Here is a 24,205-nt window from a genome sequence, read left to right on the forward strand (position 1 = left end):
TCTCGTAATCGAGGCGCACCGGCACCGGCGGCGGGACGGCTCCGGCGCCTCGTCCGCACGCCCCGACCACACCCGGACGCCCGGCCGGGCCGTCCGCCGGGCGTTCTCGTCGTCGGTCAGCCGACGGGCAGGGCGGCCAGCCAGTCCTGCCAGGCCCGCTCGGCCGGGGCCGGGTCCTGCCCGGGAGCGAAGACGTGGTGGCCGAGGACCAGGGCGTCGCCGCGCTCGGCACCGGAGTACAGGAACCGGTAGAGCGCGTCGGCGGTGCGGACACCGACGTAGGTCGGCAGGCCGGCCAGGTCGACGACGCCCTCGACCGGCGGCAGCCCGGCGACGGTGCACCGGACCCGCTGCCCCTCGGCGAGCGGACCGGCCACGCCGAGGGCGTCGGCCACGGCCGGCCACACCCGGTCCGCGCCGCCGACGCCCGGGCGGAAGGCCGAGACCGGGGTCGCGGTCCGGCCGGGGAAGTGGGCGAGGTACGCGGCCAGCGTCCCGAGGTACATGTCCCAGCCGATCCCCATGGCCTCGTACTCGGTCTCCCAGTCGTCCCCGAGGACGCCGCTCTGGACGAGCCGCAGGGTCGTGCTGCCCCGCTCGCGGCCCTCGATCAGGTATTCCATGGCCATGAACGTGCCGTCCGGGGCCGGTTCGGTGCGGTCGGCGAGCCGCTTGCCGGGCTCCCAGGCGGTGATCGTCGACTCCTCGACGTGGCCGGCCATCGTCAGGCGGGTCCGGCCGCCCTCGCCCGGCTCGACCTCGGTGCGGCCCATGAACCAGGAGTCGATGCCCGGACCGGTGGCGATGGCCTCCCACACCTGCTCGGGCGTGGCGGCCAGCTCGACGTCCTTGCGCAGCTCGAAGTGGTGTCCCATGTCAGTGCTCCTCGTTCGCGGTTCTGTCGTCGGGGTCGGCGCTGGGGTGCAGGGCGACCACCACCCGGTGTTCGCGCCCGCCGGGGGCGTGCTCGTCGTGGTACCTGCCGACCAGGGCGGTGACGGTGGCCGCCAGTTCCTCGGCGAAGGCCGCCCGGTCGGCCGCCGAGGCGAACCGGACGGTGCCGTCGACCGCGAACGTCGCCACCCGCTGCTTCGCCCGCTCCGCGCCGGTGACGAGCGCGCCGACGTCCTGCACCAGGCGGGCGGCCAGCGCCAGCAGCCACCGCGCCGACAGCCGGTCCGGCGACTGCGCCGGGTCGGGCCGGACGGCGGCGAGGGCGGCGGGCGAGATCACGTACGACGCCGCGGTGGCCCGCATGACCCGCTCGGTCACGTTGCCCTTGCGGCGCTCCTCCACCAGCTCGACCAGGCCGTGCTGCTCCAACGCCCGGAGGTGGTAGTTGACCTTCTGCCGGGGCAGGCCGACGCGGGCGGCGAGCATCGTCGCCGAGGCCGGCTCGGCGAGCGCGGCCAGCAGCCGGGCCCGCATCGGGTCCAGCGACGCCTCGGCCGCCGCCGGGTCCTCGATCACTGCGATGTCGAACATGGGCACAGCGTCCCACCGACAACTTTTCTTGTCAAGACAATCGGATTGGTCGGTGGAGTCGCCGCTCACCCCTCCCGAGGGCGCAGGCGTACGCGGCGCAGCAGTTGGGCGTTGAGCGCCACCACGATCGTCGAGGCGGACATCAGGACCGCGCCGACCGCCGGGCTGAGCGTCACCCCGGCCCACGCCAGCACGCCCGCCGCCAGCGGGAGGGCGACGACGTTGTAGCCGGCCGCCCAGCCCAGGTTCTGGAGCATCTTGCGGTACGAGGCCCGGGACAGCCGGATCACGCCGGTGACGCCCCGCGGGTCGGACGAGGCGAGCACCACCCCGGCGGACTCGATCGCCACGTCGGTGCCGGCGCCGATGGCGATGCCCACGTCGGCCCGGGCCAGGGCGGGGGCGTCGTTCACCCCGTCGCCGACCATCGCCACCCGCAGCCCGCGCCGTTGCAGGTCGGCCACGGCGTCGTCCTTGTCGGCGGGCAGCACCTCGGCGAAGACCTCGTCGACGCCGGGACGGAAACCGAGGTCGGCGGCGACCGCCTCGGCGACCGGCCGGGCGTCCCCGGTGATCATGACGATCTTGCCGACGCCCTGCTCCCGCAGCTCCGCGATCGCCTCGCGGGCCTCGGGGCGGACCTGGTCCTCCAGCGCCAGGGCGCCGAGAACGGTGGCCGTGTCGCCGTCGAGGCGCAGCAGGTGCAGCACCGCCGCGCCCCGGCGCGACCAGTCCGCCTGCCGGTCGGCCAGGTCGTCCGGCGTCCGCGCGCCCAGCTCGCGCAGCAGGGCGGGACCCCCGACGGCGTACGCCGTGCCGTCGACCTCGGCGCGGACGCCGCGCCCGGTCAACGAGCGGAACCCCGTCGCCCGCCGGGCCACGCCGCGCCCGGCCCCGGCGGTCACGATGGCCCGGGCCAGCGGATGCTCGCTGTCCGCCTCCACCGCCGCCGCCAGGGCGAGCACCTCGTCCTCGCTGCCGCCCCGCGTGGCCGCCACCCCCGACACCACGTGCTCGCCCCGGGTCAGGGTGCCGGTCTTGTCGAACAGCACCGCGTCGACCGTGCGCATCCGCTCCAGCGCCAGCCGGTCCTTGACCAGGATCCCGCCCCTGGCCGCCACGGCGGTCGAGAGCGCGATCACCAGCGGGATGGCCAGGCCCAGCGCGTGCGGGCAGGCGATCACCAGCACGGTGACGGTACGCACCACGGCCGCGCCGAGGTCGCCGAGCACCGCCCAGGTCACCAGGGTCGCCAGGGCCACCACTGTCGCGACGTAGAACAGCCAGGCGGCGAAGCGGTCGGCGAGCACCTGCGCGCGACCGCTGGACTGCTGGGCCTGCGCCACCAGGCGCTGGATGCCGGCCAGCGCGGTGTCCTCGCCGACCGCCTCGACGCGTACCCGGATCGCCGCGTCGGTGGCCACCGTGCCGGCGACCACCCGGTCCCCGACGCCCCGGGAGATCGGCCGCGACTCGCCGGTCACCATGGACTCGTCCAGCTCGGCGCCGCCCTCGACGATCCGGCCGTCGGCCGGCACCCGCGCGCCGGGGCGGACCAGCACCAGGTCGTCGACCCGCAGGTCCGCCACGGACACCCGCTCGACCCCGCCGTCCGCCGCCACCCGCTCGGCGTCGTCGGGCAGCAGCGCCGCCAGGGCGGACAGCGCGCCCTGCGCCTTCCCGATGGCCTTCATCTCCTGCCAGTGCCCGAGCAGCATGATCGTGACCAGGGCGGCGAGTTCCCACCAGAAGTCCAGGTCGAAGACGCCGAGCGCGGTGGCCGCCGAGGCGACGTACGCCACCGTGATGGCCATCGCGATGAGCAGCATCATGCCGGGCGCCCGGTCGCGCACCTCCCGCACGGCCCCGACCAGGAACGGCCAGCCGCCGTAGAGGAAGACGACGGTGCCGAGGACGGGGCCGACCCAGGCCACGCCCGGGAACTCCAGCCGGTAGCCGAACCAGTCCATCACCATGTCGCTGGTCAGCACGATCGGCACCGTCAGCGCCAGGCTCAGCCAGAACTTCCGGCGGAACATCTCCGGGTCGTGCCCGGCGTGCTTGTCGTGCCCGGCGTGCCCGCCCGCGCCCGGAGCGTGCTGGCCGGCGTGCGTGTCGGAGGCACCCGTCGCGCGGGGCGGGTGGCCGTCGTGGTGGTGCGTCTCGTGGGGCATCTGCGCCTCCTCACGACCACCATACATACCCCCACCGGGTATCCGCCGGCGGATCGACACGGCGCCGGCACCCATGCGGGACGCCGGCGCCGTGTCGTGCGGGGACGGTCAGCTCATGGTGGCGAGCAGGTCCCGGCAGGCCCGCTCGCACGCGCGGCAGGCCTCGGCGCAGATCCGGCAGTGCTCGTGCATGCCCGCGTGGCCGGCGCACTCGTCGCCGCAGGACTTGCAGGCGGTGGCGCACGCCTCCAGCAGCGCGCGGGTGATGTTGGCGTCGTAGCCGGTGTGCCGGGACAGCACCCGGGCGGTCGTCGTGCAGATGTCCGCGCAGTCCAGGTTCGTCCGTACGCACTTCGTCAGCTCGGCGACCATGTCCTCGCTCAGGCAGGCGTCGGCGCAGGCGGTGCACGCCTGGGCGCAGGTGTTGAGCGCCTCGACGACGGCGGCCAGCTTGGCCCGGTCCAGGTTGATCGACTTCGGGTACGTCTCGAGCATCGGCATCGTGGTGCTGGGCACGGCGTTCTCCTCTCGGTCATTGCCTGTGCACTACCCGCGACCGTCGCCCGGCATGCGGCCACCGGCGGCATCGGTATCGACCGGGATTCACCGCGTCCGGGTCGACACCCGCGTCCGGGTCCCACCGGCCGGTCGGCTCCGGGGGCGACAGCGCGTCGGTCGTCGCGTTGGCCGATGATCGGACCGTGATGTTCAGACGCCTCCGGGAGACGGCCCGCGAGAACCGCCGGCAGCAACGGCTCATGTCGAAGTCGAAGAACCCCGACGGCTGCTGCGACTGCTGCGACCTGGGGCTGTTCTCGACCCTGCTGACGCTCGGCGCGGCGACGGCGGCGGCGACCCGGGCGCCGGTGCTGGACCGGGCGGGGGTGGCGGCGATCCGGGGCTACCGCCGGTGGCTGTCGCCGCACTGGCCGGGACGGTGCCGCTTCACGCCGACCTGCGGGGCGTACGGGTTGACGGCGGTGGAGGGGCACGGGTTGGCGGTGGGCGGACGGATGGCCGCCGAGCGGGTGCGCCGCTGCCGTCCGGGGGTGCCCCGGGGCACCCACGATCCGGTGCGCCGACCGATGAGCCCTGGAGTGAGCCGGCCGGAGATCGGGTAGAACGGAACCATGGGCCAGCTGAGCAGTTCCACACCCCCGGCGCAGGCCGTTGAGCTGCGGCGTTGGACGTTGCAGGAGCCGGTGGACCTGCGTGCCCTGCGGGCGTCCCTGCACGAGGAACTGACCGGCGACGTGCTCGGTGAGGGCGAGGCCCTGGCGGAGGTCCCCGAGCTCGTCGCGCTGATCGCCACGGAGCTGGCGACGAACGCCCTGCGCCACGGGATCCCGCCGACCATCGTCCGGCTGCTCGCGACCGACGACTACCTCATCCTCGACGTCGCCGACCACGACCTGGGGTCCCTGCCGCAGCTCGCCGAGGCCCGGCCCGTCGGCGACGGCGGGCGCGGCCTGGAGCTGGCCCGCGCCCTCTCCCTCGACGTCGGCTGGTACGCCACCGGCACCACCAAGAACATCTGGGCGTCCTTCCCCCGCACCGAGCGCCTCAGTGGCGCGCGGAACGCCTGAGGGGGCACGGTCTGCCCGACCGAGCGGGTGATGTCGGCGGCCACCCGGTCGCGGCGCGGCGGCGCAGACCCCGGGGCGGGACGGCCGGCCGGTACGCCCGCCCCGGGCGACGAACCGGCCTAAAGCCCCCGTCCCCGGCGTCCCGGCAGGTCGCGCGCCTGGCGCCCGCTCCGGGGCGGCCTACACTGGTCAGCGTGAGGCGACCAGCATGATCAGCAGCGAACGGCGGACCGCGCCGGGCAGTCACATCTGCTGGTCGTACGACGACCTGGAATCCCTTGCCGACCAGGCGGAGCGCCACCTCGCCGCGGCCCTCGCGGCCGGCGAGCGCTTCTGGTACGTGACACCACGCCCCTCGGACCTGGTGGCCGAGCGGCTGCACGCGCTGCCGAGTTTCACCGACGCGGTGCGCCGGGGCGCCGCCGAGGTGGTCGCCCTCGTCTCCACCTACTCGCCCGACCAGGTCGTCGACCCGGCGACGCAGGTCGCCGCCTACGCGGCCGCCACGGACGAGGCGCTGGCCGCCGGCCACACCGGCCTGCGCGTGGTCGCGGAGGCCACCGAACTGGTCCGCACCCCGGCCCAGCTCGACGTCTTCACCCGCTACGAGCACCAGATCGACCGCTACATGCGCACCCGGCCGTTCAAGGCCATGTGCGCCTACCACCGGCTGAAGCTGGGCGACCGGGCGGTCACCGAGTTGGCCTGCATGCACCCGCAGACCAACGTCGAGGACCTGCTGTTCCGGTTGTACGCCGTGGCGCCCGCCGAGGGGCACGCCGCGCTCGCCGGCGAGCTGGACATGTCGAACCACGACCTGTTCCGCACCGCCCTGGACCGCGCCGACCTGCGGCCCACCGACGGCGAGCTGGTGCTGTCGGCGGCCGACCTGCGTTTCGTCGACCACCGCGCCCTGACCCACCTGGCCGAGTACGCGCACCGCCGCGGCGCGACCGCCGTGCTGCGCACCCCCCGCACGGCCGCGGCCCGCCTGGTGGAGCTGCTGGACCTGCCCGGCGTGCGGGTGGAGGTCACGCCATGAGGACGGGTGCGGCCGCGCAGCACCACGGCTACTACCACGAGGCCGTGCGCTACGACTCCGACGACGAACTGCTCGCCGTGGCGGTGCCGTTCCTGCTCGGCGGCGTCGAGGCGGGCGAGCCGACGTTCGTGGCCCTGGGCGAGCGCACCGGCGGGCTGGTCCGCTCGGCGCTGCCGGCCGGTTCCGGGGTCGAGTTCCTGCCCGGCGGCGACGTCTACGCCCGGCCCGCCGCCGCCATCCGTTCCTACCGCCAACTCCTCGCCGCGCAGGTGGCCGCAGGCGCCGGGCAGATCCGGATCATCGGTGAGGTGCCCTCGGTCTCGTTCGGCGCGACCTGGGACTGGTGGGCCCGCTACGAGTCGGCGATAAACCACGCGTACGACGACTTCCCGCTGTGGAGCATGTGCGCGTACGACAACCGGATCACGCCGCCGGAGGTGCTGGCGGACGTGGCCCGGACGCACCCCCGGTTCGCCACCCCCGACGGGCGGCACGTGCCCAGCCCGACCTGGACGCCGCCGAGGGAATACCTGCGGCAGAGCCGCCGGGTCGTGCCCGACCCCCTCCAGGCCCAGCCGCCGGCCGTGGAGCTGACGGACCCGACGGCGGCCGAGGCGCGCGCCGCCGTGCACAAGGCCGACCAGGGCCAGGTGCCGGTCGACGACGTGGAGGATCTGGTCGTCGCGGTGAGCGAGATCGTCACCAACGCGCTGCGCCACGGCAAGCCGCCGGTCCGACTGCGCGTCTGGGCCGGCGACGACCGCATCGTGGCGACGGTCAACGACGGCGGCGACGGGCCGGGCGACCCGTTCTGCGGGCTGCTCCCCGTGTCCGACGACGCCCCCGGCGGGCTCGGCCTCTGGATCACCTACCAGTCCTGCAACCACGTGACCTGGCAGCGCGACGACGCCGGGTTCACGCTCCGGCTGACGGCCGGGAAGGCGTACACCGGCTGACCGGGACGGCCTCGTCGCCGGGCGGGCCCGCGCCGGCGGAGGGTGCCGGCCGGCGGGGCCGGCGCCGGCGGTACCAGGCCGCAAAGAGGGCGGTGGCGAGCAGCAGTTCGGCGATGTCGCCGCCGTAGTACATCAACCGGGCCGCCGCGCGCAGCGCGTCGACATCCCGCTCGGGCAGCCCGGGCGGCAGGGTGGCCGCGTGCGCGTAGAGGTACTTCGCCAGCACGGCGTGCCCGGCCCCCGCCGCGAGCAGAGCGCCAACCCGCACCGCCGGGCCCGGCCGGCGCGGCGCCGGGTCCGGGCCGGCCACCGACCAGGCGAACAGGTAGCCGGCGGCCACGTAGTGCACGTGCAGGGCGTGGTGCAGCACGGGGTTCCGCTCGGCCGCCGCGTACAGCGGCGTGAGCAGCACCAGCGCCAGCCCGCCGGTGGTGAGCAGCGCCGCCGTCACCGGATGGGCGAGCACGTGCACCGGCCGGGCCCGCAGGAACCGGCCCACCCGGCGGCCGGCCACCGGCGGCACGACCCGCAGCAGCAGGGTCACCGGCGCGCCGAGGGCCAGCGCGAGCGGCGCGACCATGCCCAGCAGCAGGTGCTGCGCCATGTGCACGCGCGGGTCGCCGGGCCCACCCGCCAGCGGGCCGAGGGCGACCGCGAGCACCGCGCAGCCGGCCAGCCAGGCGACCGTACGCCGGCGACGCCAGCCGCGCCGGTCCCGGGACACGGCCAGCAGGTAGCCGGCGGCGAGCAACGCGACCGCCGCGAGCGGCAGCGGGGCGGGCCCCGCGGCGGCACCGGTGTGCGCGAGCGCCGTCACCGGGCGTCGCGGCCTGAGCGGGACCGCACCCGCCAGGTCACCCACGCGCCGAGCAGCAGCAGCGCGACCGCCGCCACGTTCCACACCACGTCGTACGGGAGCAGGTGCACCCCGTAGCGGATCTGGTGCAGCCGCAGCACCTTGTGGTCGACGATCCCGTCGAAGAGCTGGAACGCCCCCGCGCCGAGCAGGAACCCGCCCCAGGCGGCCCGGGGCACCAGGGCGCCCCGGCGGCGCAGGTCGGCGAACCAGAAGAAGCCGCCGACCAGGGCGAGCAGCTCGGCCGAGTGCAGCAGCCCGTCGGAGAGCAGCCCGACGGAGAGGGTGGACCGGTCGTAGAAGTGGTGCCAGCCGAGGATCTGGTGGAAGACGATCTCGTCGACGGCGGCCATCACCGCCACCCCGATCACCGCGGCGGCGAGGACCGACCGGCGAAGATCAGGTGCGCCGGAGCCGTCGCCCGGCAACCACGGTCCCGCCATCCCACCACCTCGCATCGCTCGCCACCCCCGAACTACCCGGGACCGGCCGAACCATGCGGAAGTTCCCCGCCGACGGGACGACAGTGCCGCGGTCTTCCGGTGGCACGGGTCACGACCGGCGGACGGCGCGCGGGCCCGGCGGTACCTTCGGCGGGCGGGCGACGATCGTTTCCCGGCGCGGAAGAAGCAGACCCCAGGAGGACACGGCCGTGCCGGACGCCGAGGAACTGGTCAACGACGCGCTCGCGGCGGTACGCGGCACCGACGTACGCCTCGCGGAGCGGCAGCTGGACCGGCTGATGATCGGGACGGGCGCCGCGGACGGCGCGGCGGCGGTGGACGCCGCGCTCCTGCGCCGCCTGGCGCGGGGCGTGGGGCGGCTGGCCCAGCGCGGCTGGCAGCCGGTGGACCTCGGCCGGCTCGCCGCCCGCCGGCTCGACCCCCGGGCGGCCGGGCTGGTCGCCGACGCGCTCGCCGCGCAGCGCCGCGAGCTGGCCGACCCGGTGCCGCCGTGGTGGGACGACCAGCTGCGCGACCTGGGCGCCGGGGTGTGGTGGGACGCCGACGAGGGCCACCTGGCCGCCTGGTCCGCCCGCGCCGGGTGCGACCGGTTCACCGCGCTGCGGGCGGCGGTCGACGCGCTGGCCCTGCTCGAGGGGCTCCCGCCGATCGCCGTGCTGCGCCCGCCGCCCGGCGCGCCCGGGACGGCCGTCGCGCGCGGCGGGTCGGGCAGCGGGTCCCGGATGCTCGACCGGGTGCGGGCGCTGCTGGCCAAGGCGGAGTCGACCACCTACCCGGCCGAGGCGGAGGCGCTGACCGGCAAGGCCCAGGAGCTGATCGCCCGGCACAGCATCGACCAGGCGCTGCTGGCGGGCGTCGCCGAGCCCGCCGACCGGCCCGGCGGAATGCGCCTCGGCACCGAGCCCCCGTACGCGGGCGCGAAGGCGCTGCTGGCGCAGGAGGTGGCGGCGGCGAACCGCTGCGAGGCCGTCTGGTCCGACGACCTCGGCTTCACCACGGTGCTGGGCTGGCCGGCCGACCTGGAGGCGGTCGAGCTGCTCTACACCTCGCTACTGGTGCAGGCCACCACCGCGATGCTGCGCGGCCGGGGCGAACGGCGGGCCAGGAGCACCGGCCGGCGGACCCGGGACTACGACGAGTCCTTCCTCAACGCCTTCGCGCTGCGGATCGGCGAGCGGCTGCGGGCCGCCACCGACGCGGCCGACCGGGAGGCGACGGCACAGGCCGGGCCGGAACGGCTGCTGCCGGTGCTCGCCACCCGCGCCGAGGCGGTACGCGAACGCCTCGACACGCTCTTCCCCGGCGTCGTCCGGGGGCGGCTCACGGTGCGCGACGCCGAGGGCTGGTCGTCGGGCACCTCCGCCGCCGACCGCGCCTCGCTCGGCGCCGGCCCCGCCCCGAAGCGCCAGGTACGCGGCCGGCGCTGAGATTCCGTACCGCCGGCTGTCGGAACCGGCGAGTCTGCTCCGACCCCTCACCGGAGACGCGCCACCATGGGCGCGACCCGACGGAACGAGGAGCACCCGATGAAGTACATGCTGCTGATCTGGAACCGCCCGGGGTTCGTCGACGGGTTGTCGGAGCAGGAGCGCAGCGCGCTCTTCGGCGAGGTCGACGAGCTCATGCGGGAACTGACCGAGTCGGGCGAGTTCCTCGGCGGCCAGGCCCTGGCCGACCCGTCGCAGGCGCGTACGGTCCGGCTGGCCGGTGACCGGCCGGAGGTGACCGACGGGCCGTACATGGAGAGCAAGGAACAGTTCGCCGGCTACCTGATGGTCGACTGCGACAGCCCCGAGCGGGCCGCCGAGATCGCCGCCAGCTGGCCGGACGTGCGGCGGGGCTTCGGCGTACTGGAGGTGCGGGCGATCATGGACGAGGCCGGGACGGAAATGTGAGCGCAGGCCACCTGGAGGACCTGCTGCGCGACCTGGCGCCGCAGGTCCTCGGCCTACTCGTCCGCCGGCACGGCCAGTTCGACGCCGCCGAGGACGCCGTGCAGGAGGCGCTGCTCGCCGCCGCCGTGCAGTGGCCGCGACAGGGCGTGCCGGCCAACCCCCGGGCCTGGTTGCTCACCGTCGCCACGCGCCGGCTGACCGACGAGTGGCGCAGCGAGCGCGCCCGGCGCAACCGGGAGGCCGCGCTGGCCGCCCGCGAGCCGGCGTACGCGACGGTCGCGCCGGCCGCCGACGAACAGCCACCGGCGGGGGACGACACGCTGGCCCTGCTGTTCCTCTGCTGCCATCCGGCGCTGGCCCGGTCGGCTCAGGTCGCGCTGACGCTACGGGCGGTCGGCGGCCTCACCACCGCGCAGATCGCGAGGGCGTACCTCGTGCCCGAGGCGACGATGAGCCAGCGCATCCGCCGGGCCAAGCAGCGGATCGAGGCCGCCGGGGCGCGGTTCACGATGCCCGCTCCCGGGGACCGGGACGAGCGGCTGCGGGCTGTGCTCCAGGTGCTCTACCTGATCTTCAACGAGGGGTACACGGCGTCGAGCGGGCCGGACCTGCACCGGGCCGACCTGACCACCGAGGCGATCCGGCTGGCCCGGCTGGTGCACCGGCTGCTCCCGGGCGACGGCGAGGTGACCGGGCTGCTGGCGTTGATGCTGCTCACCGACGCGCACCGGGCCGCCCGCACCGGGCCCGCCGGGGAGCTGGTCCCGCTCGCCGAGCAGGACCGCGACCGCTGGGACCACGAGGCCATCGGCGAGGGGACCGCGCTGGTCACCGAGGCGTTGACCTGGTCACCGCCCGGCCCGTACCAGCTCCAGGCGGCGATCGCCGCCGTGCACGCCGAGGCCCCGTCCGCCGGGCGCACCGACTGGCGACAGATCCTGGCGCTCTACCGGCTGCTCGCCCGGACCGCCCCGAGCCCGATGGTCACCCTGAACCAGGCCGTCGCGGTGGCCATGGTGGACGGTCCCCGCGCCGGCCTGGCCCTGCTCGCCCCGCTCGACGACGACGACCGCACGGCCGGGCACCACCGGCTCGCCGCCGTCCGCGCCCACCTGCTGGAGCTGGCCGGCGAACCGGAGCGGGCGCGGGCGGCGTACCTGGCTGCGGCACGGGGGACGACGAGCCTGCCGGAGCAGCGCTACCTGGAGTTGCGGGCCGCCCGGCTGACGGGGACCGACGAGTCCCGGCGGCTGCGCGAGCCGCGTTGAAGGACGCCGGCCGGCATGCGGCACGGGGGTGCATGCCGGCCGGAGTCCCGGGTCAGGCGGCGACGACGCCGAGCGACGTGCCCGTCGGCCTCAGGCGCGGCACTCGCGGGTCAGCTTCGGTGGGATCGCGGTGAAGGTGGAGTCCATCCAGGCGGCCGGCCGGGACGCCCGGGAACCGGCGTCGATCCGGTCGGCGGTGTCCTGGATCAGGGCGCGGATCTCCGGGTCGGCGGCGCGGCGGGCCTGCGCGCGTACGTCGTCCGCCAGCCCCGCCAGGTTGCGCCGGAGCTGGTCGGCGACCTGCTCACCGGTCAGGTCACGGGTGACCGAGGCCGCCGAGTCGGTGGCGATCCTCCGGCTGCCGGCGAGGATGAGCTTGTCGACCTCGCGGCAGACCTCGACGGTGTTGGCGGCGGTCGTGGCGACCGGGGAGGGACTCGGGGCGGCGCTCGCCGGGGCCGTCGGGCTCGGCGGGGCCGCGCCGGGCCGGGCGGTCTCCTCCCGCGCGGTGTCCTGGCATCCCACGGCCAGCACCCCGAGCGCCACCGTGGCGGCGGCGCGGCGCGCGTAGACGACGGATCGGGACACGGGACCTCCCGTTCGGGGTCTCGGCCTTCCCGGGGCTGACGGCACGGGTGCGGCCGGCGCCGGGCGGCGGGACGTCGACCTGCCAACGAGTGGCGCCTGCCGGGGGAAACGTCCGCCGGACGCGCCAGTACGCCCTCCGCCGGCTCGGTTGGAGACCGGTTCCGGCGGAGGGCGCGTACGCGGGTCAGCTCTTGAAGGCGTCCTTGATCTTCTCGCCGGCCTGCTTGAGCTTGGCGCTGGCCTGGTCGTTGCGCCCCTCGGCCTCGAGCCGCTCGTTGTCGGTGGCCCGGCCGGCGCCTTCCTTCAGCTTGCCGGCCGCGTCCTCGGTCGTGTTGTTGATCTTGTCTTCGAAACCCATGTCAACCTCCGGATTGGCGGTGCCGGTACGCCCCTCGAATACCCCGCACCGCCACCGTCCAACCGTCCGGTCACCCACCGCCGCCAGCCGGCAGGCCGCCGGGCCCGCCACGATCGGTGCCGAGGGTCAGGAGACCGGGCGGAAGCCCCGCAGCCGGAGGCTGTTGGCGACCACGAAGACCGAGGAGAAGGCCATCGCGGCGCCGGCGATCATCGGGTTCAGCAGGCCGGCGGCGGCCAGCGGCAGGGCCGCCACGTTGTAGGCGAAGGCCCAGAACAGGTTGCCCTTGATGATGCCGAGGGTGCGCCGGGCGAGCCGGATCGCGTCCACGGCGGCCATCAGGTCACCCCGGACCAGGGTCAGGTCGGACGCCTCGATCGCCACGTCCGTGCCGGTGCCCATCGCCAGGCCGAGGTCGGCCTGGGCCAGCGCGGCGGCGTCGTTGACCCCGTCGCCCACCATCGCCACCACCCGCCCCTCGTCCTGGAGCCGCCGCACGACGTCGACCTTGTCGGCCGGCAGCACCTCGGCGACCACCTCGTCGATGCCCAACTCGGCGGCCACGGCACGGGCGACGGTGGTGTTGTCGCCGGTCAGCAGCACCGGCGTCAGGCCGAGCGCGCGCAGCTGTGCGATCGCCGCCCGGCTCGTCGGTCGGACCACGTCGGCCACCGCGAGGACCCCGCGGGCCCGGCCGTCCCAGCCAACCAGCACCGCCGTCCGCCCCTGGGCCTCCGCCGTGGCCGCCGCCCGCGCGACCTCCTCCGGTACGTCGAGGCCGTGCTCGCGCAGCATTCGGGGCCGACCGATGAGCACCTCCCGGCCGTCGACCGTCCCGCTCACGCCGAGCCCCTCGGCGTTGGCGAACCCGGTCACCGGCGGCAGCACGCCCGCCTCGGCCACCGCGGCGGCGACGGCCCGGGCGATCGGGTGCTCGGACGCCGACTCCAACGCCCCGGCGAGCCGCAGCAGCTCCGCGCGCTCCTCGCCGGCCGCCGGGACCACGTCCACAAGCGTCATCCGGCCGGTGGTGACGGTGCCGGTCTTGTCCAGCACGACCGTGTCCACCTGCTTCGTGGACTCCAGCACCTCCGGCCCCTTGATCAGGACGCCGAGCTGCGCGCCCCGGCCGGTGCCGACCAGCAGGGCGGTCGGCGTGGCCAGCCCGAGGGCGCACGGGCAGGCGATGATCAGCACCGCCACGGCGGCGGTGAACGCGGCGGTGCCGCCCGACCCGTTGCCGAGCCACCAGCCGAGGGTGCCCACCGCGAGGGCGATCACGATCGGCACGAAGACGCCGGAGATGCGGTCGGCCAGCCGCTGCACCGCCGCCTTGCCGGTCTGTGCCTGCTCGACCAGCCGGGCCATCTGGGCCAGTTGGGTGTCGCCGCCGATGCGGGTGGCGGTGACCACCAGCCGGCCGCCCGCGTTGACGGTCGCGCCGACCACGGGCTCGCCCGGGCCGACCTCGACCGGGACGGACTCGCCGGTGAGCATGCTGGCGTCGACCGCCGAGGTGCCCTCGTCGACCACGCCGTCCGTGGCGATCTTCTCACCGGGCCGCACCACGAACCGGTCCCCCACCACGAGCTGGTCCACCGGGATCCGGGTCTCCGTGCCGCCGCGCAGCACGGCGACGTCCTTGGCGCCGAGTTCGAGCAGGGCCCGCAGGGCCGCGCCGGCGGTCCGCTTCGCCCGCGCCTCGAAGTAGCGGCCGGCGAGGATGAACACGGTCACCCCGGCCGCCGCCTCCAGGTAGATGTTGCCGGCGCCGTCGGAGCGGTTGATGGCGAGGCTGAACGGGTGGGTCATCCCCGGCGTCCCGGCGGTGCCGAGGAAGAGCGCCCAGACCGACCAGCCGAACGCCGCCAGGGTGCCGAGCGAGACCAGGGTGTCCATGGTCGCCGCGCCGTGCCGCAGGTTGATCCAGGCCGCCCGGTGGAAGGGCAGCCCGCCGTAGGCCACGACCGGGGCGGCCAGGGTGAGCGACAGCCACTGCCAGAAGTCGAACTGCCAGGCGGGCACCATCGCCAGCACGATCACCGGCACGGTGAGCACGGCCGAGACCCACAGCCGGGTACGCAGGCCGCGCAGCTCGTCCACCGGCTCGGCGGCCGGTTCGCCGCCGGCGGGCTTGGGTGGGGGCGGCAGGGCCGCCGTGTAGCCGGTCTTCTCCACCGTGGCGATCAGCTCGTCCGGGGTGACCTCGTCGGCGTACCGGACGGTGGCCTTCTCCGTGGCGTAGTTGACGGTGGCGGTCACCCCGTCCATCCGGTTCAGCTTCTTCTCGATCCGGGCCGCGCAGGAGGCGCAGGTCATCCCGCCGATCGCCAGCTCGATCTGGTTCGGCGCCGTCAGCAAGGGCTTGGTGGTCATCATGCTTCCCGTCAGTCGTGCCCGTGACCGGGGACGCCATGGTCGGCGCCAGCGGTCGGGGAGCTCGTGGCGGCGGGCGTGCCCGCCGTCGGGGAGCTGGTCGTCGCCGGGACACCCGGCGCGGTCGGGCTGCCGGCGACGACGGTGAACTCGGCGGTACGCACCACGCCGCCGTGCTTGAAGTCCAGGTAGAGGCGGTAGGCCCCGGCCGACGGCATCTCCGCCGAGAAGCTCACCTCGGGGCCGGGCCGCGTCCGTCCGTCGCCCGGCTCGCCGTGCGGGTGCACGTGCAGGTACGCCAGGTCGCCCTGGCGCAGCGCCACCAGGTGGCCGTACGCGCCCAGGTAGGGCTCCAGGTCGGTGACCGGCGCGCCGGCGCGGCTCACGGTCAGGGTCAGCTCGGCGGTGCGGCCGGGCTCCGGTGCGCCGGTCAGCGTGACGGTGTAGCCGTCGACCGTGGTGCTGGTCGCCGGCGCGGGCAGGGGCCGCCCGGTCAGCGCGCCGGGGACGGTCACGTCGACGCCGAGCGTCAGCGCCTCGCCCCCGGTCGGGGTGAAGTCGGCGAACGCCCGCCAGACGCCGGGCCCGGCGAGCGGCGAGTCGACCCGCCAGGTGCCGTCCGGCGCCATCTCGGGGTGCACGTGCCGGAAGCCGGAGAGGTCGCGGCGGGCCACGATCAGGTGCATGCGCTTGTCGTGCGCCACGTCGTACGCGGTCACCGCCCGGCCGTCCGGACCGGTGACCTGGAAGGCGAACTGCCCGGCCGGGGCGTCCACCGGGCGCAGGGTGTAGCCGCGGTCGGAGACGAGCAGGCCGCCGGGCAGGTGTGCCGCCGCGCCGTTGTCGCCCCCGTGTCCGTCCTCGCCGCCGTCGCCGTGCCCCCCGGTGGCGTCGTGCGGGGCTTCGGCGGGCGGCGCCACGGGGTCGGCCACCCGACCGACCCCGTACGTCGCGCCGAACACCACCGCGAGGCCGAGGGCGAAACCGCTCAGCTTCGTCGCCGTGTTCATGGTGTGCCTCGTTTCCCCCGTGCCCGCCGTCAGGCGCCGACGAGGTCGTAGCCGGCCTCGTCGACGGCGGACCGCACGGTGTCGGTTTCCAACGGACCTTCACTGGTGACGGTGACCTGACCGGCGGCGACGTCGACCTGGACGTCGCTGACGCCCGGGATCGCGCCGACCTCGGTGCTGACCGCGGTGGCGCAGTGCCCGCAGGTCATGCCCTGCACCTGGTACGTCGTGGTGATCATGGAACTCTCCTCTCGCCGCCTCCAGCCTATACCCCCCAGGGGTAAATCGGAGGCGGACCGGTGCCTGTGCCGCGTACCGGTACCCGGTGGGGGTATCCCGGCTGGAAGCGAACGTACCATACCCCCGAGGGGTACGGTATCCTCGACCCCATGACCACACCGACGCCCACCCCGACCAGGGGTTACACCGCCACCAAGGATCAGCTGCTCGCGCGGCTGCGCCGCGTCGAGGGGCAGGTCCGTGGCATCGAGAAGATGGTCGACGAGGATCGCTACTGCATCGACGTGCTCACCCAGATCTCCGCGATCCAGGCCGCCCTGGACAAGGTCGCGCTGGGCCTGCTCGACGGGCACGCCCGGCACTGCATGCGCGAGGGCGCGGCCGAGGGCCGCGCCGACGAGATGGCCACCGAGATGATGGCCGCCGTCGGCCGCCTGATGAAGCGCGGCTGACCACCGGCAGGCTCCTTCGTCCGTCGGCGCACCGGTTCCGCGCGCCGGGCCCCTCCCGGCCGGATCCGGTGGCGGTGCCCCGGCGCCCCCGGGGCGGTACGGCCACGGTGCCCCGGCGCCCCCGGGCGGGGACGCCGGGGCGGGCGGCTCAGAACCGGCCGAGGATCTTGCGCATCGTGTCGATCTCCGCCTGCTGGGTGCTGACGATCTGCTGGGCCAATGCCTTGGCCTCCGCGTTCACGCCCCGAGCCAGCTCGTCGCGGGCCATGGTGATCGCGCCCTCGTGGTGGGCGATCATCATGGTCAGGAACTGCCGGTCGAACTCCCGGCCGGTGGCAGCCGCCAGCTTCGCCATGTCGGCGTCGGACATCATGCCGGGCATGCCGTGGTCCATGTGCGGCATGCCGCCCGGCGACGGCACCGGCCGCCCCCAGGCCGCCAACCAACCGCTCATCGTGGCGATCTCGGGTCCCTGGGCGGCCTTGATCTCCGTGGCGAGCCGCTTGACCTCCGGATCCGCCGCCCGCGTCGGCGCCAGTTCGGCCATCTCCACCGCCTGCTGGTGGTGCGGAATCATCATCTGGGCGAACATCACGTCCGCATCGCCGAACGCGGCCGAACCGGTGGCGGTGGCGGTGGCGGCCGGCCCGCCGGTGCCGGGGGTGCCGTGCCCCGCCCCCGGCGGCGAGTGGTCGTCGCCGCCGCAGGCGGCGAGGGCGAGGGCGGTGGTGACGGCGACGCCGGCCAGGGCGGCACGGCGCGCGAGGGCACGAGTGGTCATGGTGGAACCTTTCGGTGTCGGAACGTACGCGGCATGACGGGGACGCGGAACGGCGTGCAACCGCACCGCGTCGAACGCGTCCTACCTGCGCAGCACCGAGACCGTGGCGAGCCGCAGACCGACCGGCCGGGGCGGCGGGGCCCGGGGCGGCGGGAAGGCGCCGACCGGACCGCCCCCGGTCGAGTTGACGGCGCGTACGCGGACCGACAGCAGCGCCGCCAGCAGCAGCGCGGCCGTGAACGCGCCCAGCACCGCCAGGCACACGCCCCACCCGGGCAGCCCTCCACCCGTGCGGCCGCCAGCGGGCAGGAGTTCCTCGGAGTCGCAGCCCCCGGGACAGCCCACGACGGTCTGGAGGGCCGGCCCGGCGGCGTGCGGGGCGCTGACGTCCCGCGGGGGCGGCACGAGCGCGAGAGCGGCATGCGCGGCGGACACCACAGCGGCGTGCCTGGCGGAGACGACGGGCACCCGGGCGGCGGCGTGCCGGGCCGGCGCGGGAGCGGCGTCCGGAACGGGCGCGGGCGCGGCGGCGGCGTGCGGGCCGGGCGCGGCGGCGTGCGGGCCGGGCGCGGCGGCGGCGTGCGCCGATGGGTTCGCGGGATGACCCGTCTGGTGCGAGTCGTGGCCGATCGTGTGCATCGCGGCCAGCCCGAGCAGCGTGCCGACGAGCAGCAGGAGCCGCGCGCCACGCGCCGCCGTCACCGTCGTCCGCACGTCCCTCACGCTAGCGCGTCGGCCCGTGCCGCAGGGGCACCACCCACGGCCGGCCCCCGCACGTGTGCGGGCCGGCACTGGTTCCCGCGCGTCAACGGCGCAGGTGGGCCGGTCGGGCACGTATGGGTCCCGCGCGTGGGCAGCCGAAACATGGGCGGCCGGGCGCGCGCAGGTCCCGCGCGTGGGCGTGCCGGGCGGGCGTGGCGAAGGTCCGCGCCGCGACACCACCAGCACGACCTGCGCCCCGATGCCGGGGTGGCTACCATTCGGCCGGTGGCCCTCCGGACTCCGCACCACCCGCGCCGCGCCCTCCGCCGGGCGATGGCGCCGACCGCCCGTCGCCGGACGGGAGCCGACGGCCACGGCACGTGACCACAGTGCCACGTGGAGGCGGTTCCCGCCCCCGCACCCGTGGCGACGCTGAACCGACCGGCCCGCCGGCCCGTACCCCGCCCTGGACTCGTTGGGAGACTCACGTTGGGCGCCGACCACACCCGTCCCGCTCCGTCCGCCCCGCCGAGGGTGCGGCGGATCCTCGTCGCGACGGTGGTGCCCCTCTTCGTCGCCACGCTGATCGCCGCCCTGGTGCTGTGGCCGTGGGACGCGCCCGACCCGGCGACCGGCACCGACGCACCCCGCTACCACGGCACGGTGACCCGGGTGGTGACGGAGCCGTGCCCGCCCGCCCCGGAGGCCCCGGAGGGGAGCCCCGACGCGCCACAGGGCCCCTGCGGCACGGTCACCGTACGGGTGCAGGACGGCCCCGACGCCGGCCAGCAGATCCAGACGCCGATCCCGGCCGGGCCCGGTGCGCCGACCGTCGCCGTGGACGACGAGATCATCCTGGTCGAGCTCACCGACCCCGCCGACCCCACGGCCAGCACCTACAACATCGCCGAGCACCAGCGCGGCAAGCCGCTGGTCTGGCTGGTGGCGCTCTTCGCGGCCGCCATCGTCGCCTTCGGGCGGTGGCGCGGGCTGGCCGCGCTGGGCGGGCTGGCAGCGAGCTTCGCCATCCTGCTGACCTTCGTGCTGCCGGGCATCAGCGCCGGGAACCCGCCCCTGCTGGTCGCGGTCGTCGGCGCCGCTCTGATCATGTTCGTGGTGCTCTACCTGACCCACGGCGTGACCGCGCAGACCTCGGTCGCCGTGCTCGGCACGCTGGGCAGCCTGGTGCTGACCGGTGTCCTCGGCACGATCGCCACCGCCGCGACCCACCTGACCGGGTTCGGCTCCGAGGACGCCACCACGCTGTCGATGTACCAGGCCGACGTCGACCTGCACGGGCTGCTGCTGGCCGGGATCATCATCGGCTCCCTCGGCGTGCTGGACGACGTCACGGTGACCCAGGCCGCCACGGTCACCGAGCTGGCGCACGCCAACCCCGGGCTGTCCCGAGGGCAGCTCTACCGGGCGGCGACCCGGGTCGGCCGGGCACACATCGCCTCGACGGTGAACACCATCGTGCTGGCGTACGCGGGCGCCTCGCTGCCGGTGCTGCTCCTGCTGACCGCCGACTCGCGGGCGGTGACCCAACTTCTCACCAGCGAGTTCCTCGCCCAGGAGATCGTCCGCAGCGCGGTCGCCACCCTGGGCCTGATCGCCGCCGTGCCGCTGACCACCGCGCTGGCGGCCCTGGTGACCACGGCCGGCCGACGCGGCGGGGACGCCACCGACCGCGCCGCGCCCGCGACCGCGCCGACGCCCCGTCCGGCGACCGACCGGTCCGAGGCGCTGGAGGCCCTCAGCGGGCCGCGTGGGGACACGCCGTCCGCCGCTCCCGCCGGATGGCCCGACGGGCGCAGAAGTACGGACACCGCATGGTGACGCTCCTCAGCGTGACCGAACAGGACGTTCAGCCTGATAAACGCGTCACTGGTCACCGTCCGCCATTACGAAATAACGCATTTAGTCGGCTTAGGGACGTAGATCCCCGGGAGCGTTCTCGGGTAACCTCGCTGCCGGTCACCGCCGAAGGCGCGCAGCGGCGCCTGCGGTGCCGCCGCCCAATCGCCGCGAGGCGAACCGGGGACCCAGGTACGTGGGGTGAATCCGCGACAGCGGTAGGGGCCACTTCCGCCCCGAACCCGTCAGCTAACCCGGTCGGCGGTCGACGGAAGGGAAAACTGTGACGGCACCCCTACGCCGCTGGTTGACGCCCGTGGTGGCCGTACTCGCCGCTCTGGCGGTCTTCGCCGGGCCTCTCCCGGCGGCGGCCGCGCCCACCCCGCCCAAGCCCTCCGGGCACGGGGACGACGAGCCCAAGCTGCTCGACGACCTCATCGAGGCCCGGAACCGGTCCTACGTGCAGGCCAAGGCGAAGTTGGCGAAGTCGAAGAAGCGCCAGCTCGAACTGGCCCTGGAGGTCTCCCGGGCGCAGGCCGAACTGAACGCGCTGGCTCCCCAGGTCAGCCAGATCGCCGCCCAGTCCTACCGCACCGGGCGGATCGGCGCGGTGTCCATGCTGCTGGACACCGCCAGCCCCGACTCGTTCGTCAAGCGCGCCGCCGCCCTCGACGAGCTCAACCTGGTCAACTCCAAGAAGCTCGCCGAGGTGAACGCGATCAAGGACCGCGCCGAGCAGGCCAAGCTGGCGCTCGACACCGAGGTCCGCGAACAGCAGAAGCTGACGAACGAGATGGCGCGCGGCAAGCGGGAGGCGGAGAAGGCGCTCGCGCTGGTCGGCGGCAGAGGGCTGACCAGTGGCAAGGTGGTCGCCACCTCGCCGGTGGCGAAGATCGCGCCGGGACGGACGGCCGACGGCGACTGGACGCCGCTGTCACCCACCGAGGACGACCCCACCACCTCCGGCCGCATCACCGCGCGCACCCTGCACATGTACAAGGAGGTCAAGCGGGTCGGCTTCAACCGGTTCGTCGGCTGTTACCGCCCCGGCGGGCCGTACGAGCACCCGAAGGGCCGGGCCTGCGACTGGTCGCTGCAGAAGAGCGGCTTCTCCCCCTGGCACAACGACGACACCTACATGTATGGCAACAACCTGACCGCGTTCCTGGTCCGCAACGCCGACCGGCTCGGCATCTACTACGTGATCTGGAACAGACAGATCTGGTTCCCGGCGACGGGCTGGAGTTCCTACAGCGGCCCGTCGAACCACACCGACCACGTCCACGTGTCACTGCTCTAGCCGGGACACACGTACACAGAGGGCCGCCCCGCCGGACGCGGGAGCGGCCCTCTGTCGTCGTGCGGGCCCGCCGCGACGACCTGCCGGGCGGGCGGAGTCAGGCGAGCGCGGCGCTGGCCGCCGCCTCCGGCGCGTCGGCCGTACGGGCGGGCACCTCGGCCACCGTCCGCACCTCGCCGGCGGTCAGCCGGTACGACATGCCGACCACCCCGCAGCGGCCGGCGGCCACCTCCGCGGCGAGGACGGCGGAGCGGCCCAGCATCGCCTCGACGGTGTGCGCGATGTGGATGTCGACGATGCCGTCGATGTCGTGCACGCCCTCGGCTGCGGCCCGGCGCAGGCTGGGCACCACGGCGTCCACCACGGCGCACAGGTGCCCGACCGGCGGGGTGCCGGTGGCGTCCGCCGCACGAGCCGCCTGGACGGCCCCGCAGGAGTCGTGACCGAGCACCACCACCAGCGGCGTGCCCAGGACCGTGACGGCGTACTCCACGCTGCCCAGCACCTCGGGACCGATGGTGTGCCCGGCGGTGCGGACCACGAAGAGGTCACCGAGGCCGCGGTCGAAGATGATCTCGGCGGCGAGCCGGGAGTCGGAGCAACCGACGATCACCGCGAAGGGGTGCTGCCCGTCGGCGACCGCGGCGCGGTGCCCGGCGTCCTGGTTGGGGTGGCGCGGGGCGCCGGTCACGAACCGCCGGTTGCCGGCGTGCAGCTCGGCGAGCGCCTGCTCGGGACTCGCGGGGACGGCGATCGCGGTGCCGACGTCGGCCGGGGCCCCGCCCGTGGCCGGCGCCGGGAGCGTCCGCTCCGGGCCCGGTTGGCTTCCTGGCGATCCGGGACGACTCATCCCACACCTCGCTACCTCACGTGAACGGCCTGGTCACCCGGGCCGACGCTGGACGCGGGCTGCCACCACCGTCACACGCACTGCAAGATACGTCAAGGGATGCGTGATATGCATTTCATGTGTTCGACGGCCCCGGCGCGGTGGCGGTCGGGGTGCCGCGCGTCCGTCGGCCGCGAGGGCGCGCAGGAAAACACGAAGCAGGGGCCATACGATGGCGGGCATGGCGACGACAGGGGAGAACGGGAGCACCCGCAACTGGACCTTCCTCACCAACCACGGGCACGTGCTGCTCGCCATCGCCCGCAACCCCACCGCCCGGCTCCGCGACCTCGCCGGCGAGGTGGGCGTCACCGAGCGGGCCGCGCAGGCGATCGTCGCCGACCTGGAGGCCGGCGGCTACCTGAACCGCACCCGGGTGGGCCGACGCAACGAGTACACGCTCAACCCCGCCGGGCGGTTCCGGCACCCCGCCGAAGCGGACCGGCAGGTCGGCGCCCTCCTCGCCCTCTTCGCCGACGACCAGGAGCCGGCCGAGGCCACCGAGCGTTCCTGACGAGGGGCCGGGCGGCGGCACGCCGCTCCGGCCCCCGGCGGTAATCTCACCGCGTGCGCGAGAGTTTCCGACCGGGCGGGACCGGGCCGACCCGCCGAGGCGGGCGCGGTGCCCGCGCGGTCCTCGGTGGAGCAGCGGCGGTCCTGCTCGGCACCGCCGTCATCGCCCCGTCGCCCGCCTCGGCGGCGGTCCCCCGCTGCGGGCCCCCCGGGGTCGCCGCCCCTGCCGAGACGCCGTGGCCGCTGAGGAGACTCGAACCCTCGTCGGCCTGGCGGATCTCCCGGGGCGCCGGCGTCACGGTGGCGGTCATCGACTCCGGCGTCTCCGCCCTCCATCCCGCACTTAAGGGCCAGGTCAAGGTGGGCCGGGACTTCAACGGCCTGCCGCAGCAGCAGGGCCGCTGCGACCTCGCCGGCCACGGCACCATCGTCGCCGGCATCATCGCCGGGAAGGAGGGCACCGGCGCGTCGTTCAGCGGCATCGCGCCGCAGGCCAGGATCCTCCCGGTACGCGTCCTGCCTGACACCAAGACCACCGTCGACGAGGGGCTGCCGGGGCAGATCGCCGACGCGATCCGGTGGTCGGTGCAGAACGGCGCCGACGTGATCAACCTGTCGCTGGTGACCCTGGACCGGCAGGATCTCGCCGACGCCGTCCGCTACGCCCTCGACGAGGGGGTGGTCGTGGTGGCCGCCGCCGGCAACCGCCAGGAGAACCAGCAGGACAGGCCCGCGTTCCCGGCCGCCTACCCGGGAGTGATCGCGGTCGCCGGGGTGGACGAGGAAGGCGGTCACGTGGGCAGCTCGGTCAGCGGGGACTACGTCGACCTCGCGGCGCCCGGGCTGAACATCCTCGGCCCGGCCCCCGGGGGCGAGGGCTTCCTCGCCGAGCCGCAGGGCGGCACCAGCTTCGCCGCCGCGTACGTCTCCGGGGTGGCCGCGCTGGTCCGGGCCGCCCACCCCGACCTCGACCCGGAGCAGGTCGCCGATCGGCTGATCCGGACGGCCGACAGCCCGCCCGAGGGGAAGAACGCCGAGGTCGGCCACGGGGTGGTGAACCCGTACCGGGCGGTGGCGACCGTGCTCGGCACCCGTACCGACCCGCCGGCCGGCGCGATGCCGGCACCGCCCTCCACCGAGGACCCGCTCGCCTGGCAGGGCACCGTCGCGGTCTGGGCCGCCGCCGTCGGCGCGCTCGTCGCCGCGCTGCTGCTGTCCGTCAAGCCGATCCTGATCCGCGGGCGACGCCGGGGCTGGCGCCCGGGCCGCCGCCCGTCCGCGACGGACGCCACGACCGGCTGACGCCCTTCTCCCGCACCCCCCGATCCCGCCCGGACAGCGTCGAGGGGGGGCCCCCCGGGGGGGGGGGGGCGGGGGGCCGGGGGGCGGGGCCGCCCGAAGGCCCGGGGGACC

Annotated in this window: 26 protein-coding genes and 1 riboswitch; of the genes, 12 read left to right on the top strand and 14 right to left on the bottom strand. The window is 75.3% G+C overall.

The features are described 5' to 3' along the window. Positions 1 to 116 precede the first annotated feature (116 nt). The 4 genes from AB0B83_RS02720 to AB0B83_RS02735 all read right to left on the bottom strand — a co-directional run bounded on the left by AB0B83_RS02720 (position 117) and on the right by AB0B83_RS02735 (position 4,175). Entirely contained in the window at positions 117 to 875 is a 759-nt protein-coding gene (locus tag AB0B83_RS02720) for an SRPBCC domain-containing protein (RefSeq protein ID WP_357576671.1), read from the bottom strand. Position 876: 1 nt separating this feature from the next. Further along, positions 877 to 1,485 (bottom strand): helix-turn-helix domain-containing protein, encoded by a 609-nt coding sequence (locus AB0B83_RS02725; RefSeq protein WP_357576672.1) that lies wholly within the window; start codon positions 1,483 to 1,485, stop codon positions 877 to 879. A 65-nt stretch (positions 1,486 to 1,550) separates the two neighbouring features. Further along, a complete protein-coding gene (locus AB0B83_RS02730) occupies positions 1,551 to 3,659 on the bottom strand; it encodes a heavy metal translocating P-type ATPase (protein WP_357576673.1) in 2,109 nt (702 codons plus the stop codon). A 108-nt stretch (positions 3,660 to 3,767) separates the two neighbouring features. Next, positions 3,768 to 4,175: a four-helix bundle copper-binding protein gene (locus AB0B83_RS02735; RefSeq protein WP_357576674.1), complete on the bottom strand. Its 408-nt coding sequence runs from the start codon at positions 4,173 to 4,175 to the stop codon at positions 3,768 to 3,770. A gap of 188 nt (positions 4,176 to 4,363) precedes the next feature. Here AB0B83_RS02735 and yidD point away from each other — a divergent pair, with 188 nt between their 5' ends. The 4 genes from yidD to AB0B83_RS02755 all read left to right on the top strand — a co-directional run bounded on the left by yidD (position 4,364) and on the right by AB0B83_RS02755 (position 7,243). Beyond that, the gene (gene yidD, locus AB0B83_RS02740; protein ID WP_357576697.1) at positions 4,364 to 4,780 is read left to right on the top strand and encodes a membrane protein insertion efficiency factor YidD; all 417 of its coding nucleotides are present in this window, start codon (positions 4,364 to 4,366) and stop codon (positions 4,778 to 4,780) included. A 9-nt stretch (positions 4,781 to 4,789) separates the two neighbouring features. Next, positions 4,790 to 5,245: an ATP-binding protein gene (locus tag AB0B83_RS02745; RefSeq protein ID WP_357576675.1), complete on the top strand. Its 456-nt coding sequence runs from the start codon at positions 4,790 to 4,792 to the stop codon at positions 5,243 to 5,245. Between the two features lie 208 nt (positions 5,246 to 5,453). Next, the gene (locus AB0B83_RS02750) at positions 5,454 to 6,287 is read left to right on the top strand and encodes an MEDS domain-containing protein (RefSeq protein WP_357576676.1); all 834 of its coding nucleotides are present in this window, start codon (positions 5,454 to 5,456) and stop codon (positions 6,285 to 6,287) included. Further along, positions 6,284 to 7,243, top strand: coding sequence for a sensor histidine kinase (locus AB0B83_RS02755; RefSeq protein WP_357576677.1), 960 nt, complete (start codon positions 6,284 to 6,286; stop codon positions 7,241 to 7,243). Before AB0B83_RS02750 ends, AB0B83_RS02755 begins: the two co-directional genes overlap by 4 nt. Here the strand turns inward: AB0B83_RS02755 and AB0B83_RS02760 are convergent. Together AB0B83_RS02760 and AB0B83_RS02765 are read right to left on the bottom strand one after the other, a co-directional pair. Beyond that, positions 7,203 to 8,060, bottom strand: a complete 858-nt coding sequence (locus tag AB0B83_RS02760) for a cytochrome c oxidase assembly protein (RefSeq protein ID WP_357576678.1) — start codon at positions 8,058 to 8,060, stop codon at positions 7,203 to 7,205. The two genes, AB0B83_RS02755 and AB0B83_RS02760, sit on opposite strands and share 41 nt — an antisense overlap. Continuing rightward, positions 8,057 to 8,542, bottom strand: a complete 486-nt coding sequence (locus AB0B83_RS02765) for a DUF2243 domain-containing protein (RefSeq protein ID WP_357576679.1) — start codon at positions 8,540 to 8,542, stop codon at positions 8,057 to 8,059. Before AB0B83_RS02765 ends, AB0B83_RS02760 begins: the two co-directional genes overlap by 4 nt. Positions 8,543 to 8,751: 209 nt before the next feature. Between AB0B83_RS02765 and AB0B83_RS02770 the strand changes: the two genes are divergently transcribed. From AB0B83_RS02770 to AB0B83_RS02780, 3 genes are all read left to right on the top strand, one after another. After that, entirely contained in the window at positions 8,752 to 9,990 is a 1,239-nt protein-coding gene (locus AB0B83_RS02770) for a DUF2786 domain-containing protein (RefSeq protein ID WP_357576680.1), read from the top strand. 99 nt (positions 9,991 to 10,089) lie between these two features. Then, the gene (locus AB0B83_RS02775; protein WP_151455124.1) at positions 10,090 to 10,458 is read left to right on the top strand and encodes a YciI family protein; all 369 of its coding nucleotides are present in this window, start codon (positions 10,090 to 10,092) and stop codon (positions 10,456 to 10,458) included. Then, positions 10,455 to 11,726, top strand: coding sequence for a sigma-70 family RNA polymerase sigma factor (locus AB0B83_RS02780; RefSeq protein WP_357576681.1), 1,272 nt, complete (start codon positions 10,455 to 10,457; stop codon positions 11,724 to 11,726). The genes AB0B83_RS02775 and AB0B83_RS02780 overlap by 4 nt, the downstream gene beginning before the upstream one ends. 90 nt (positions 11,727 to 11,816) lie before the next feature. Here AB0B83_RS02780 and AB0B83_RS02785 read toward each other — a convergent pair whose 3' ends face one another. The 5 genes from AB0B83_RS02785 to AB0B83_RS02805 form a co-directional block, all read right to left on the bottom strand. Then, positions 11,817 to 12,314: a hypothetical protein gene (locus tag AB0B83_RS02785; protein ID WP_357576682.1), complete on the bottom strand. Its 498-nt coding sequence runs from the start codon at positions 12,312 to 12,314 to the stop codon at positions 11,817 to 11,819. 184 nt (positions 12,315 to 12,498) lie between these two features. After that, entirely contained in the window at positions 12,499 to 12,672 is a 174-nt protein-coding gene (locus AB0B83_RS02790) for a CsbD family protein (RefSeq protein ID WP_132231820.1), read from the bottom strand. Positions 12,673 to 12,798: 126 nt separating this feature from the next. Then, complete coding sequence (locus AB0B83_RS02795) at positions 12,799 to 15,048, bottom strand: heavy metal translocating P-type ATPase (protein ID WP_357576683.1); 2,250 nt, start codon at positions 15,046 to 15,048, stop codon at positions 12,799 to 12,801. Positions 15,049 to 15,059: 11 nt separating this feature from the next. Beyond that, a complete protein-coding gene (locus AB0B83_RS02800) occupies positions 15,060 to 16,058 on the bottom strand; it encodes a hypothetical protein (protein ID WP_357576684.1) in 999 nt (332 codons plus the stop codon). Between the two features lie 29 nt (positions 16,059 to 16,087). Further along, positions 16,088 to 16,297, bottom strand: coding sequence for a cation transporter (locus AB0B83_RS02805; protein WP_132231826.1), 210 nt, complete (start codon positions 16,295 to 16,297; stop codon positions 16,088 to 16,090). Between the two features lie 150 nt (positions 16,298 to 16,447). On the opposite strand from AB0B83_RS02805, the gene AB0B83_RS02810 reads away from it, so the two are divergent. Next, positions 16,448 to 16,750, top strand: coding sequence for a metal-sensitive transcriptional regulator (locus tag AB0B83_RS02810; RefSeq protein WP_132231828.1), 303 nt, complete (start codon positions 16,448 to 16,450; stop codon positions 16,748 to 16,750). Positions 16,751 to 16,898: 148 nt separating this feature from the next. Here the strand turns inward: AB0B83_RS02810 and AB0B83_RS02815 are convergent, their stop codons facing one another. After that, positions 16,899 to 17,531, bottom strand: a complete 633-nt coding sequence (locus tag AB0B83_RS02815; protein ID WP_357576685.1) for a DUF305 domain-containing protein — start codon at positions 17,529 to 17,531, stop codon at positions 16,899 to 16,901. An 81-nt stretch (positions 17,532 to 17,612) separates the two neighbouring features. Further along, complete coding sequence (locus tag AB0B83_RS02820; protein WP_357576686.1) at positions 17,613 to 18,245, bottom strand: hypothetical protein; 633 nt, start codon at positions 18,243 to 18,245, stop codon at positions 17,613 to 17,615. A gap of 477 nt (positions 18,246 to 18,722) precedes the next feature. Between AB0B83_RS02820 and AB0B83_RS02825 the strand changes: the two genes are divergently transcribed. Continuing rightward, the gene (locus tag AB0B83_RS02825; RefSeq protein ID WP_357576687.1) at positions 18,723 to 20,072 is read left to right on the top strand and encodes a YibE/F family protein; all 1,350 of its coding nucleotides are present in this window, start codon (positions 18,723 to 18,725) and stop codon (positions 20,070 to 20,072) included. A 166-nt stretch (positions 20,073 to 20,238) separates the two neighbouring features. Continuing rightward, positions 20,239 to 20,370: riboswitch (cyclic di-AMP (ydaO/yuaA leader) on the top strand. 3 nt (positions 20,371 to 20,373) lie between these two features. Then, positions 20,374 to 21,390, top strand: a complete 1,017-nt coding sequence (locus AB0B83_RS02830) for a hypothetical protein (RefSeq protein ID WP_357576688.1) — start codon at positions 20,374 to 20,376, stop codon at positions 21,388 to 21,390. A 97-nt stretch (positions 21,391 to 21,487) separates the two neighbouring features. Here the strand turns inward: AB0B83_RS02830 and AB0B83_RS02835 are convergent, their stop codons facing one another. Then, the gene (locus AB0B83_RS02835) at positions 21,488 to 22,240 is read right to left on the bottom strand and encodes a carbonic anhydrase (protein ID WP_132231846.1); all 753 of its coding nucleotides are present in this window, start codon (positions 22,238 to 22,240) and stop codon (positions 21,488 to 21,490) included. Between the two features lie 211 nt (positions 22,241 to 22,451). On the opposite strand from AB0B83_RS02835, the gene AB0B83_RS02840 reads away from it, so the two are divergent. Continuing rightward, the gene (locus AB0B83_RS02840; protein ID WP_357576689.1) at positions 22,452 to 22,793 is read left to right on the top strand and encodes a MarR family winged helix-turn-helix transcriptional regulator; all 342 of its coding nucleotides are present in this window, start codon (positions 22,452 to 22,454) and stop codon (positions 22,791 to 22,793) included. A gap of 53 nt (positions 22,794 to 22,846) precedes the next feature. After that, complete coding sequence (gene mycP / locus AB0B83_RS02845) at positions 22,847 to 24,094, top strand: type VII secretion-associated serine protease mycosin (RefSeq protein WP_357576690.1); 1,248 nt, start codon at positions 22,847 to 22,849, stop codon at positions 24,092 to 24,094. The last annotated feature ends 111 nt before the right edge of the window (positions 24,095 to 24,205 follow it).

Origin of the sequence: Micromonospora sp. NPDC049060, assembly GCF_040649055.1 — a bacterium.
In the GTDB taxonomy this organism is placed as follows: domain Bacteria; phylum Actinomycetota; class Actinomycetes; order Mycobacteriales; family Micromonosporaceae; genus Micromonospora; species Micromonospora reichwaldensis.

What these genes read in the sequence shown, in the direction of transcription:
- AB0B83_RS02790 (WP_132231820.1), bottom strand. Translation starts at nt 12,672, where the DNA reads ATGGGTTTCGAAGACAAGATCAACAACACGACCGAGGACGCGGCCGGC.
- AB0B83_RS02775 (WP_151455124.1), top strand. Translation starts at nt 10,090, where the DNA reads ATGAAGTACATGCTGCTGATCTGGAACCGCCCGGGGTTCGTCGACGGG.
- AB0B83_RS02765 (WP_357576679.1), bottom strand. Translation starts at nt 8,542, where the DNA reads ATGGCGGGACCGTGGTTGCCGGGCGACGGCTCCGGCGCACCTGATCTT.
- AB0B83_RS02725 (WP_357576672.1), bottom strand. Translation starts at nt 1,485, where the DNA reads ATGTTCGACATCGCAGTGATCGAGGACCCGGCGGCGGCCGAGGCGTCG.
- AB0B83_RS02720 (WP_357576671.1), bottom strand. Translation starts at nt 875, where the DNA reads ATGGGACACCACTTCGAGCTGCGCAAGGACGTCGAGCTGGCCGCCACG.
- AB0B83_RS02730 (WP_357576673.1), bottom strand. Translation starts at nt 3,659, where the DNA reads ATGCCCCACGAGACGCACCACCACGACGGCCACCCGCCCCGCGCGACG.
- AB0B83_RS02750 (WP_357576676.1), top strand. Translation starts at nt 5,454, where the DNA reads ATGATCAGCAGCGAACGGCGGACCGCGCCGGGCAGTCACATCTGCTGG.
- AB0B83_RS02815 (WP_357576685.1), bottom strand. Translation starts at nt 17,531, where the DNA reads ATGACCACTCGTGCCCTCGCGCGCCGTGCCGCCCTGGCCGGCGTCGCC.
- AB0B83_RS02800 (WP_357576684.1), bottom strand. Translation starts at nt 16,058, where the DNA reads ATGAACACGGCGACGAAGCTGAGCGGTTTCGCCCTCGGCCTCGCGGTG.
- AB0B83_RS02745 (WP_357576675.1), top strand. Translation starts at nt 4,790, where the DNA reads ATGGGCCAGCTGAGCAGTTCCACACCCCCGGCGCAGGCCGTTGAGCTG.
- AB0B83_RS02795 (WP_357576683.1), bottom strand. Translation starts at nt 15,048, where the DNA reads ATGACCACCAAGCCCTTGCTGACGGCGCCGAACCAGATCGAGCTGGCG.
- AB0B83_RS02810 (WP_132231828.1), top strand. Translation starts at nt 16,448, where the DNA reads ATGACCACACCGACGCCCACCCCGACCAGGGGTTACACCGCCACCAAG.
- AB0B83_RS02835 (WP_132231846.1), bottom strand. Translation starts at nt 22,240, where the DNA reads ATGAGTCGTCCCGGATCGCCAGGAAGCCAACCGGGCCCGGAGCGGACG.
- AB0B83_RS02840 (WP_357576689.1), top strand. Translation starts at nt 22,452, where the DNA reads ATGGCGGGCATGGCGACGACAGGGGAGAACGGGAGCACCCGCAACTGG.
- AB0B83_RS02805 (WP_132231826.1), bottom strand. Translation starts at nt 16,297, where the DNA reads ATGATCACCACGACGTACCAGGTGCAGGGCATGACCTGCGGGCACTGC.
- yidD (WP_357576697.1), top strand. Translation starts at nt 4,364, where the DNA reads ATGTTCAGACGCCTCCGGGAGACGGCCCGCGAGAACCGCCGGCAGCAA.
- AB0B83_RS02755 (WP_357576677.1), top strand. Translation starts at nt 6,284, where the DNA reads ATGAGGACGGGTGCGGCCGCGCAGCACCACGGCTACTACCACGAGGCC.